Genomic DNA, 11,990 nt, shown 5'->3' on the forward strand with positions numbered 1-11,990 from the left:
TCTTCACAAGAATTATTAATTAAAAATTTAGACATTAAAAATTAAAAATTAAAAATTTTATAATATGCTTTGGCTTTCAGCTATTATTTCAGCTTATTTTCTTTTAGCAATATGCGCTTTGGTTGATAAGTATCTTTTAACCGGACCCATCCCTCATCCAAGGGTCTATGCTTTTTATGTTGGCATAATGGGAATTTTGGTTCTATTTTTAATTCCCTTTATTGATTTTTATATTCCATCAGCAAACCAAATTATTTTAAGTTTTTTGACTGGCTCTATTTTTGTTTTTGCCCTTTATTGTCTTTATAAGTCCCTTCATCTTTTTGAGGCATCCAGGGTAATTCCTGTTATTGGCGGATTGAGTCCAATTTTTGTTGTTATTTTAATTTATATTTTTTCTTCAGGCCAAGAATTTTTGTCTTCTTCAAAAATAATTGCTTTTATTTTTTTGGTTTTAGGAAGTATATTAATTACTTTTAGGAAAGAAGCATTTATTACTTTAAGGGTTCTGAAGTATTCTGTTTTTACTGCTTTTTTATTTTCTTTGGTAATTGTTTTAACAAAATATGTTTATTTGTCCCAGCCATTTTGGAACGGCTATATTTGGATAAGAATAGGAGGGGTTTTAACTGCGTTTGGTTTTCTTCTAATCAGTTCAGAGCTAAAAAAGAAAATTTTTAAACCAAGAATTTCTATGATTTCTTTTTTTTCCACCCTGGGTTATAAAATAAGAACAACCGGCATTTTTCTTTTTAACAAAGGGATTGGAGCAATGGCCAATATCTTGCAGAATTGGGCAATTGCTTTGGCGCCAATAGGGTATATAGCAATTATTAACGCTCTTCAAGGAGTAGAATATGTTTTTATATTGATATTTGCCTTTATTATTTGTTTTAAGTATCCAAAAGTTCTAAAAGAAGAAATTTCAAAAAAAATTATCGTTCAAAAAACCATTGCTGTTCTATTCATCGGTTTAGGATTATTTATTTTGTTTTTGTTTTAATATAGTATGAGAAGTCCTATAAAGTATTTTTTTGTTATTCTGATATTGTTTATTCTAATTATTGGCAGCTATTTTTTTATTGGTCAAGCACCTCAACAAGAAAAAATTACTTGGGGAGTAAGTTTTTCCCAAAAGCATGCTCAAGCGTTAGGATTGAATTGGCAGGAAACATATATAGCCATATTAGATGATTTAAATGTAAAAAATTTACGACTGATTGCTTATTGGGATTTGATTGAACCAGAAAAAGATGATTATAATTTCCAGGATTTGGATTGGCAAATAGATGAGGCAGAGAAGAGAGATGTAGAAATTATTTTAGCAATGGGTATGAAAACTCCTCGCTGGCCAGAATGCCATATTCCTGATTGGGCAGAAAACTTATCAACAGAAAATAGAGAAAAAGAGATTTTAGATTTATCAAAGCAAATAGTTTCAAAGTATGAAGATTCATCTTCAATAATCGCTTGGCAGGTTGAAAATGAACCATTTTTTGAATTTGGCGAGTGTCCGGAAATTAGCGAAGAGTTTTTAAAACAAGAGATAGATTTGGTAAAAATGCTTGACTATAAAGATAGACCTATTATTATTACAGAGAGCGGCACTGGTTCTTTTTGGTTTAAGGGGGCAGAATTAGGCGACATAGTAGGAATTTCTTTATACAGAAAGGTTTGGTTTCATAAACCTAAAATTTATGTGAGTTATCCTTCTCCCTCTGTTTTTTACTGGCGCAAGGCGCAGATTATCCAAAGATTATTTAATAAAGAAGTAATTTGCGCAGAATTACAGGCAGAGCCATGGGGTCCGGTTTTGCTCTATGATTTGCCTATTGAGGAGCAGAAAAAAACAATGGACTTGGAAAAATTCAAGGAAAATATTGCATTTGCCAGAAAAACCGGCTTAAAAGAATTTTATCTTTGGGGAGGAGAATGGTGGTACTGGATGAAGGAAACACAAGGTGATAGTAGTATATGGGACGAAGTTAAACAAATAATTAATAACTAAAATCAATTTATTGCTCCGAAAACAAGATTTTTCAAATTCAGCCCCCCTTCGCCCTTCGGGCTTCGCCACGCCCACGCCCCAGAATTTAAAAAATCTGTTTTCTCCGCTTCTAAATTGTAATAATTAAAAATTTTGTGAGTATTCCTTATTATTTAAAAATTGGAAAAGCTACTGATGTTAAAGGCTGGAAAGAGAGAATAATTTACCGGGCTTTTGAGATTTTCCCAGGCGTTTTGGTATGGCTTACCCTTATTGGAATGTTTGTTTGTTCTTGGCTGGCTCCTGTTTATGCCGCTTTTTTTATTATTGCTTTTTGTGTTTATTGGCTGTTAAGAACTCTTTATTTTTCTACTTGTTTAATTTTTGCTTATAAACAGCTTTATAAAAATTTAAATATTGATTGGCAGGAAAAACTAAACAAATTATCATTTTTCAATCCTGAATTCAAAGTGGATCATTGGAGAGATATTTATCATTTGATTGTTTTCCCAATGTACAAGGAGGACATAAGAATAGCCAGAGAAAGTTTCCAAGCCCTGAAAGATTGCCATTATCCAAAGGATAAGATGATTGTTGTTTTAGCTATAGAAGAAAGAGCTGGAGAGCAGGCAAAGGCGACAGCTCAAAGAATAGAAAAAGAATTTAGAAACGTTTTTTATAGATTTTTAATTACTGAACATCCTAATAATATTCCAGGAGAGATTGCGGGCAAGGGTTCTAATGAGTGCTGGGCCGGCTCTCAGGTAAAAAAAGAAATAATAGACCATGAGAAAATTCCTTATGAAAGCATTATTGTTTCCTCTTTTGATATTGACACCCAGGTTTACCCAGAGTATTTTTCCTGCTTAACTTATAATTATTTAACTGATCCTCAGCCATTCCATTCCAGCTTTCAGCCTATTCCTTTATATCTAAACAATCTTGAAGAGGCGCCTTTTTTTTCAAGGGTGGTTTCTTGTTGTAATGTTTTTTGGCAGATGATACAGCAGCAGCGCCCGGAAAAATTAGTTACTTATTCTTCGCATTCTATGAGCTTTAAATCCCTGGTAGAAATGGATTTCTGGCAAAGCAATGTAGTTTCTGAAGACGCTGGCATATTTTGGAAATCTCTTTTATTTTTTGACGGCAACTACAAAACAGTTCCTCTTCATTATCCTATCTCCCAAGATAACTGCGTAGCTGACACATTATGGCAAACCGTTGTTAACCAATATAAACAGCAAAGGCGCTGGGCTTGGGGAAGCGAAGGTATTCCCTATTTTCTTTTTGGATTTTTTAAAAATAAAAAAATCTCCTTTAGAAAGAAATTCCACTATGGTTTTCTAATGGTGGAAGGTTGTTGGGCTTGGGCGACAAATGCTTTAATTATTCTTTTTTTAGGATGGCTGCCTATTGTTTTGGGCGGAGACGCATTTAAAGAAAGCGTTCTTTCATATAATCTTCCCGGCATTACCGGCGGTTTAATGAAAATAGCTCTCTTTGGGATAGTTGTTTTTATGGTTGTTAATACTTTAATTATTAACTCCCGCACTTTTAATTTTGGTAAAAGGAAAAGTTTTTTCATTCTTGCGCAATGGTTGTTTCTGCCTTTTAGTTTAATAGTTTTTGGAACCATACCTGCTATTGACGCTCAGACAAGATTGATGCTTGGCAAATATATGGGTTTTTGGGTTACAGAAAAAATCCGTTTTAAGAAAGATATTTGAACAAGGTTTTTAAATAAGATATAATTAAAAATTGAAGCCCGCGCCTACACCCCAGAATTTGAAAAATCTGTTTTTTTTCGCTTTAAGCATAATTAAAAATTTTAAATAATATGTACGAGTTACCAAAATTGAAATTTCCAAAATTTATAAAAGCTCCTGGAAGCCAGAAAATAGAGAAAGGTTTTCTTTTTAGAATTTTAATATTAAGCATCCTTGTTTCTTCTCTTTTCGGTTTTTTAGCTGGAGGATTTTTCAGTTATTATTTTTATCAGGAGGTAAAAGATTATCTTTCAGAATTAGATATTGAAATTCCGGAAACTGAAAAAATAATTGAAAAGCATATTACAGAAAAAGAGTATATTCCTCAAACCACTCAGGAAGAGAAAATTATTAAAGTCGTTGAAGAAAACGCCCCGGCTGTAGTAAGTATTATCATTACAAAAGATGTGCCTGTTATTGAGCAGTATTTTATTGATCCTTTTGGAGAGGACTGGCCGTTTGAAATTCAGATACCAGAGTACCGGCAAAAAGGATTTGAAAAGCAGGAGATCGGAGGCGGAACTGGCTTTATTATTTCTAAAGATGGAATGATTTTAACTAACAAGCATGTTGTTTTAGATAAAGAAGCTGATTATACGGTTTTTACCAATGATGGCAGGAGTTTTCCTGCTAAGGTATTGGCTCGAGATCCTGTTCAGGATTTAGCTATTATTAAAATACAGGGAAACGAAAAGCTGATTAAAGAAAAACCATTTATTATGGTAAAGTTGGGCAATTCTTCTAATCTTCAAATTGGCCAGACAGTTATTGCCATTGGCAATGCTTTGGGAGAATTCAGGAATACTATTTCAGTAGGCGTTATTTCCGGCTTGGGCAGGACTATTACCGCTTCTGGCGGCGGATTAGTAGAAATTCTTGAAGATGTTATTCAGACAGACGCGGCAATTAACAAAGGGAATTCCGGCGGGCCGCTTTTAAATTTAAAGGGAGAGGTAATAGGTATTAATACAGCTACTGTTATTGGCGCTCAAAGTATTGGTTTTGCTATTCCAGTAAATAACGCTAAAAAGGATATTGAGCAGGTTAAAGCAATAGGCAAGATTGTTTATCCTTTTTTAGGAGTCCGTTATGTTTTAATCAATGAAAAAATTAAGGAAGAGCAGGGTTTGTCAGTTGATTACGGCATTTTAATTGTTCCTGGAAAGCAAGGCGAATCAGCTATTTTTCCTGATTCGCCGGCAGAAACAGCTGGCTTAAAAGAAGGTGATATTATTTTGGAATTTAATAATGAAAAAATCAGTATTAGCAATTCTTTGGCAAAGATTATTTTAAAGCACAATCCAGGCGATAAGGTAAAATTAAAAATCTTGTCTGGCGATAAAGAAAGAACAATCTGGGTAATCCTATCCGAACGCGAAGAATGAAAATTCCGAGAACGGTTCTCGGCATTTTGGGGTTGATATTTGGTTTTAGTTGTTTACTATAAATAATAGATGTGGATAATATAGTTCTTTTTAGTTCTTTTATAATATAAAGTTGGGAGCAGTATTTTAGTTTATCACTAAATTGAATGTGATAGATTAAAACGCTGCTCCCTCAAAGATAGTTTCTCGGAAAAGGGGTATTAGTGATTGACTTGGGTCTAACAAACCCAAAAGCCAACAATCACACGTGATGACACGGGGAGATAACGTCTTCCACAGAGAACTAGGGTTAGCAGTATGGAGCAGCACACTATATTAAAAAAGAATAGGAGGTGATATGCGAAAAGATGAAGACAATAGTTGCGTTAGTAATAGGAATAGCAGTAATTATGGCTGCATTGTCTGGAGCACCGATGGCAGTAGAATCACTATTAGCGGGTGAGGCTACACCGGCGAAAACAGGCATCGGAAAAAGTGCCCAAGTAGAAGCATTAAATGGTAAAGGATTGGGACCACCGGAAGGTAGCGTTGAACTTCAACCCCAGGATGAGATAATGCTCGCTGAAGAAGATGAAGATGTGGATTTTGATGACAGTATAGTAATAAAAAACGCCTTACGACTCGGCACCGGAAACGCCATCACGGCAGCAGGATAGTATAGTGGGAACAAAGCGCGAGGATTATTTCCGAAAGGATTTGGAGTCATAAAAAATATCTTCAAGATATATTGAGGTGGTAAACATTTTTTTTACCCCTCTCTTTTTATTTTAAATGGGGTTGATTTTTCACCTATTTTATAGTAAAAAGAAATAAAGCATATAAACATTACGAATTAAAGTTTTGTTAAAATGTTAAAATGCTTAAATGTTAAAATGATTTTATGATTGGCGCTAATTTTACACACAAAGCCCAAGAGGCAATATTATTGGCTCAAGATTCAGCAAGAGAAATGGGTCAGCAGCAGATAGATGCTCTTCATCTGCTTTTTGCTTTATGCTCGCAGGAAGACAGCGTAGTTTTAACTTTGCTTCAAAAAATAGGAGTTGACATAGATGGTTTAAAAAAGAAAACCAAAGGCGCTTTAAGCGGGATTTCCAGCATTGCTAATCCACAAGCATTTGGCCAGTTTTATTTGACCCAGGATATGGCAAAGGTTTTGGATAGGGCAAGGCAGGAGGCAGTAAAAATGAACGATGAGTTTATTTCTATAGAACATTTGTTTTTAGCCCTGATTGATGTCCCGACTAAAGCAAAAGAGATTTTAGAAAATGTTAATTTTATACCAGCGGCCGGAGGCGCGCCTGCTTTGGAATTCGGCAAATTAAGCTATCAAGAAGTTTTAAAACTTTTAAAGCAAATTAGAGGAGGCCAGAGAATTACTGACCCTGAACCAGAAACAAAATACCAGGTTTTAGAAAAATATGCCAGAAATTTAAACCAGTTGGCCCGCCAGGGCAAGCTTGATCCAGTAATCGGCAGGGAAAATGAAATCAGGCGATTGATGCAGATTCTTTCCCGAAGGACAAAGAATAATCCGGTTTTAATCGGTGAGGCAGGCGTAGGCAAGACAGCTATTGTTGAGGGTTTGGCTCAAAAAATTATTAGAAAAGATGTTCCAGAAAGCTTGAGGGGTAAAGAAATTATTTCTTTGGATTTAGGAAGTTTAATTGCCGGCACAAAGTATCGTGGAGAATTTGAGGACAGAATGAAGGCAATGATTAAAGAAATAAATCGCGCAGCAGGCCATTATATTTTATTTATTGATGAGCTTCACACTTTAGTAGGGGCTGGAGCTGCTGAAGGAGCTATTGACGCTTCTAACTTGTTAAAACCATCCTTGGCCAAAGGCGAGCTTCGGGCAATTGGAGCCACTACTTTAAAAGAATATCAGAAGTATATTGAAAGAGACGCTGCCTTGGAAAGGAGATTCCAGCCAATCTATGTATCAGAGCCGACAGTTGAAGACACTATTGCTATTTTGCGCGGCATTAAAGAAAAATACGAGCTTCATCACGGAGTCAAAATCAAGGATTCAGCTTTAGTAGCAGCAGCTGAGCTTTCTGCCCGCTATATTTCAGACAGGTTCCTGCCTGACAAGGCAGTGGATTTAGTAGATGAGGCGACAAGCGCTCTCCGTCTGGAAATAGAGTCAGAGCCAACAGAATTTGATGAGTTCAGGAAAGAAATTCAGAAATTAGAAATTGAAAAACAGGCGTTGAATAAAGAGAAAGGAGCCGGGCTAAAAAGACGTTTAACAGTTATTAACCGCAAGTTAGCTGATTTGAATGAAAAAATAAAAGATATTGAAATGCGCTGGAAAACAGAGAAAGAATTAATTCAGGGAATTAGGGGCTTAAAAAAGGAAATTGATGATTTAAATTTCCAAGCGGAAGTCAACCAGAGAGAAGGCAATCTTCAGAAAGTGGCAGAAATAAAATACGGCAGAGTTCCAGAGCTTCTGAAAGAAATAAGCAAAAAAGAGAAAGAGCTTACAATATTTCAAAGAAAAAAAGGAATGTTAAAACAAGAGGTTTCTGAAGAGGATGTTGCGCGAGTGGTTGCTAATTGGACTGGTATTTTGGTGACTCGGTTGATGGAAGAAGAAGCTAAGAAGCTGGAAAGAATGGAGGAAATTCTTTCTAAAAGAGTAGTTGGCCAGGAATCAGCCATTAAGGCTATTGCCAATGCTATCAGGCGTTCCCGCGCCGGAATTGCAGAAGAGAATCGGCCATTGGGTTCGTTTATGTTTTTGGGCCCGACTGGCGTTGGTAAAACAGAGACAGCGCGGGCTTTGGCAGAGTTTCTTTTTAATGATGAAAATGCTTTAGTTCGCTTGGATATGTCTGAATATATGGAGAAACATACTGTTTCCAAGATTATTGGCGCGCCGCCAGGCTATGTTGGTTATGAGGAATCTGGCCAGCTGACAGAGAAAATAAGAAGAAGGCCTTACAGCGTGGTTTTATTAGATGAAGTTGAAAAAGCTCATCCCGAAGTTTTTAATATTCTGCTTCAAATTTTTGAAGACGGCCGTTTGACAGACGCCAAAGGCAGAAAAGTTTCTTTTAAAAACACTATTTTAATTATGACTTCAAATATTGGTTCAGAAGAGATTGCTGAAATAGGCGATATAAATTCAATAGGTTTTTTAGAAAAAAAAGAAGAAGTAAGCCAATCTTTGAAAGACAAAGTTATGCCTGCTTTGAAAGACAGTTTTAGGCCTGAATTTTTGAATAGAATTGATGAAATTATTATTTTTAATTATTTGGGCAAAAAAGAAATCAAAAAAATAGTAGAAATTGAATTAGGAAAAGTTGTTAACCGCTTAAAGAGCAAGAAAATTACTTTAAATGTTACCTCTAAGGCAAAAGAATTTTTAGCAGAAAAAGGTTTTGATCCTAATTTAGGGGCAAGGCCATTGAAGAGAGTGATTCAAAAACTTGTTTTAGATCCTTTGGCTTTGAAAATAGTTGTTGGTTTATTAAAAGAAGGGGAAAGGATTACCGCTGATTTGAAAGATGGAAAAATTGTTTTAAACGGCGTTCAAGAAATTCGGAAAAAAATAAAAGCTTTAGCTTAAATTATGCCTAAATTAGCATTTCAAATAATAGTCATTTTTATAATCGGAACAATAGGCGGTATTTTTGCTGACCAGATTCTTTGGCCTTATTTTATAGAAAGGCCTCTTTTTTTAGAATACCGATTGGACCAGCCGCCTGTTTATATCAATGAAATAAGAGAAACTATTATCCAAGAAAATACTGCCTTGGAAAATGCAGTAGAAAAAGTGGAGAAAACAGTTATAGGGATAAAAACAATTAAAAAAACAGGGAAAATTTTATACGGCTCTGGTTTAATTTATACTTCTGACGGCATAGCAGTTTCTTTAGCCGAACTTGTGCCTCAGGGCTCAACATTTAATTTCTACATTAAAGATGGCTCTGATTTCAAAAAAGTTAACGGCAAGGTTGTAAAAAGAGATTTAAAAAATAATTTAGCGCAGATAAAGCTTGAAGCAGCAGATTTAGCCACCACTGGCTTTAATGGTTTTGAAAAGCTTAAATTAGGTGAAAGAGTTTTTCTTATAGGAGCAGAATTCCCAAAAACTTTTGTTAATCAAGGTATTATAAGCAGTTTTAGCCAGGATTTGATTGAGACAAATATTTTTGAAAAAAACAATGTCTTAGGCAGCCCATTATTTGATATTGAGGGCAATGTTTTGGGCTTAAACACAACTGACTCAGATGACAGGATTGTAACCATCCCAGTACTTAAAATCAAAACCTTCCTCGGATTTTAAAAAGATTTTACAATCTATTGAGATTACAATCTATTGAGGCTGAATTTCAATAGACTTCATAAAATTATAAATAACAATGGAAAACAAGCTTTGGAAAACCAATAAACTTATTTGTGGGGATAATTTAGAGGAGTTAGCTAAACTTCCTAAAGAGAATGTGGATTTAATTTACATTGACCCACCATTTTTTACCCACAAACAATATGAGGTTGTCTGGGGTGATGAAGCAGAAGTTAGAAGTTATAGGGATAGATGGGAGGGCGGAGTAGAACATTACATTGGTTGGTTAAAACCGAGAGTTCAAGCGATGTATGAAATACTGAAACCTACTGGTTCTTTTTATATTCACTGCGACTGGCACGCTAATGCTCATATAAGAATTATGTTAGATGAAATTTTTGGGCCAGAGAATTTTCAAAATGAGATAGTTTGGGCTTATAGAATTCAAGGTGTTGGTAAAAAAAGATGGGCAAGGAAACACGATAGCATTTTTTTCTACTCAAAAACAAAAAATTATATTTTTAATCCACAAAAAGAGAGATTGCGATATAAAAAATCATTTTATGATGCAAAAAAGGACAAAGAAGGATATTATAGAGATGTTTATATAAGAGATATTTGGGACGATATTAACGCTTTAATAAGTATATCAAAAGAGTTAGAAGGTTATCCTACCCAAAAACCAGAGGCACTTTTAGAGAGAATAATAAAAGCGTCTTCAAATAAAAGCGATATAGTGTTAGATGCTTTTTGTGGTTGTGGGACAACAATGGCTGCAGCTCAAAAATTAGGTAGAAGATGGATAGGGATAGATATATCACCGACAGCCATTAAAATAATAGAACGCAGGCTAAAAAAGAATTTAAAAACAATAGAGGGTATCAATTACGAGGTGATTGGTATGCCCACTACGGTAGAGGAAGTGAAAAAGTTAGAGCCTTTTGAATTTCAAAACTGGGTAGTGATAGATAAAATGAGAGCCAATGCAAGCAGAAAAAAGGTAGGAGATATGGGGTTAGATGGTTATTATCCTGAAAGCATTTTAACCAAATCAGCAGGAATACAAGTAAAACAATCTGATGGAGTGGGACGTAATATTGTAGATAATTTTGAAACTGCACTTAAAAGAGCGGATTATAAAAAAGGTTATATCGTAGCTTTTAGTTTTAGCAAGGGTGCTTATGAAGAAGTAGCACGGATTAAAAACAAAGAAGGATTAGAAATAAAATTGATTACAGTCAAGGATTTATTGGAAAAGAAAAAACCAATAATTTAGTAAGTATTTACCGATTTAAACCAAAAAAACCTTAATAAATTAGCGGTGTAATATTTTCCTTGATTTTTCGTCTTCTCTATAAGAAGCATCATTTGTTATTGTTGTAAAATATGTTGTTATCATAAAATAAAAAAATCAAAATTTGCTTCCCATTTTGAAAACGAGGCATCAAGAGGAATAACCACTTGGTGCTTCAAGAGATGGTAAATAACATATTTACCTCTTGGTGTTTCGTTTTCAGGCTGGGATTTTTTGTTAGCTTATTGATATTTTTATTTGGGGCGGTTGCAGAGGGAAAGTTAGCACCAAGAAAATTGATAATCAGAATTAATGAACTACCTTCTCAAATATGTTTTGCGAAAGATAAATTTATCTTTTGTAATTGGGTTCATCACCCAAACAAAATTGGATATGCTATTATTAGTAAATTTGGCAAATGGCTTCGTTTCGAGGCCACAACAGAAAAGATCGAAAACCTAATTAATGAGACAAAAAAAGAATCTCCAACCATAAAGGTTGAAGATTCTAAAACCATTAGTTATTAAGTTAATTTAATTCAGTGCTAAAAGAACTTGCTGTAACTGCCCAAATAGACACTGCAATTGTCCCAAATGAGAATATCTCTATTTTTATTATACCACCTTATTAAGATTTAACCTGTGGATAACTTTTATCATGCCGATTATTAGTTGTCAATGTTTTTTATTTTTTAATGAGTATCTCTATAATTAAATTATTAAAGGTCGATGGGATTAAATATAATTTTTAAATAATATGAGTTGTGAAAAATATATTCCAATTATGAGCAAAATAATGAATAAATGTATAAATTGTGGTGGACAGGAATGTGATGTTAGAAAGATGCCATTTATACTGTTTGCTCTTGATGATGAAACAAATGCGGTCAAAATGGGAGAAGGAGACAATGTTGTTGCGGTAATTTGTCGTGATTGCGGTTATATACACTTATTCAGCAAAAAATTTCTTGATGAAAAACTAAAAACAGAATAGTTTTTTAATTATCAAGTTTAAAATTGTTGACCAACTAACTTTGCAGATAGAGTTATGGGTGTTGTATATATATAATTTCATATGATATATTTAAAATAATGGGGGCAGGAGGTCAAGAAAGGTTGATGCCCCCAATTATTCCACAAAGGAGGCAAATCAGATGGAACACATTATTCTGATTTTGATACTCATCTACCTTTTAAAACAATGAGTATTACCAAGAAGCCCTACGGGGCTTTTTGGTTTTTATAAAACTTTACTTGTT

Annotated in this window: 9 protein-coding genes; all 9 read left to right on the forward strand. The window is 34.5% G+C overall.

The features are described 5' to 3' along the window. Positions 1-64: 64 nt before the first annotated feature. The 9 genes from KAT95_00095 to KAT95_00135 all read left to right on the forward strand — a co-directional run bounded on the left by KAT95_00095 (position 65) and on the right by KAT95_00135 (position 11,725). Entirely contained in the window at positions 65-1,003 is a 939-nt protein-coding gene (locus KAT95_00095) for a hypothetical protein (GenBank protein ID MCK4520261.1), read from the forward strand. A 6-nt stretch (positions 1,004-1,009) separates the two neighbouring features. After that, positions 1,010-2,008, forward strand: a complete 999-nt coding sequence (locus tag KAT95_00100) for a beta-galactosidase (protein ID MCK4520262.1) — start codon at positions 1,010-1,012, stop codon at positions 2,006-2,008. A gap of 134 nt (positions 2,009-2,142) precedes the next feature. Further along, on the forward strand, positions 2,143-3,714 hold the full coding sequence (locus KAT95_00105; GenBank protein MCK4520263.1) for a hypothetical protein: 1,572 nt from the start codon (positions 2,143-2,145) through the stop codon (positions 3,712-3,714). A 110-nt stretch (positions 3,715-3,824) separates the two neighbouring features. Then, the gene (locus tag KAT95_00110; GenBank protein ID MCK4520264.1) at positions 3,825-5,138 is read left to right on the forward strand and encodes a trypsin-like peptidase domain-containing protein; all 1,314 of its coding nucleotides are present in this window, start codon (positions 3,825-3,827) and stop codon (positions 5,136-5,138) included. A 347-nt stretch (positions 5,139-5,485) separates the two neighbouring features. Continuing rightward, positions 5,486-5,794, forward strand: coding sequence for a hypothetical protein (locus KAT95_00115; protein MCK4520265.1), 309 nt, complete (start codon positions 5,486-5,488; stop codon positions 5,792-5,794). A 224-nt stretch (positions 5,795-6,018) separates the two neighbouring features. Continuing rightward, on the forward strand, positions 6,019-8,718 hold the full coding sequence (locus KAT95_00120; GenBank protein ID MCK4520266.1) for an AAA family ATPase: 2,700 nt from the start codon (positions 6,019-6,021) through the stop codon (positions 8,716-8,718). Between the two features lie 3 nt (positions 8,719-8,721). Next, positions 8,722-9,438, forward strand: coding sequence for a serine protease (locus KAT95_00125; protein MCK4520267.1), 717 nt, complete (start codon positions 8,722-8,724; stop codon positions 9,436-9,438). A 76-nt stretch (positions 9,439-9,514) separates the two neighbouring features. Continuing rightward, entirely contained in the window at positions 9,515-10,714 is a 1,200-nt protein-coding gene (locus KAT95_00130) for a restriction endonuclease (GenBank protein MCK4520268.1), read from the forward strand. Between the two features lie 801 nt (positions 10,715-11,515). Further along, positions 11,516-11,725, forward strand: coding sequence for a hypothetical protein (locus KAT95_00135; protein MCK4520269.1), 210 nt, complete (start codon positions 11,516-11,518; stop codon positions 11,723-11,725). Positions 11,726-11,990 lie beyond the last annotated feature (265 nt).

The organism is Candidatus Parcubacteria bacterium (genome assembly GCA_023131895.1).
Taxonomy (GTDB): Bacteria; Patescibacteriota; Minisyncoccia; order Minisyncoccales; family JAGMDC01; genus JAGLYZ01.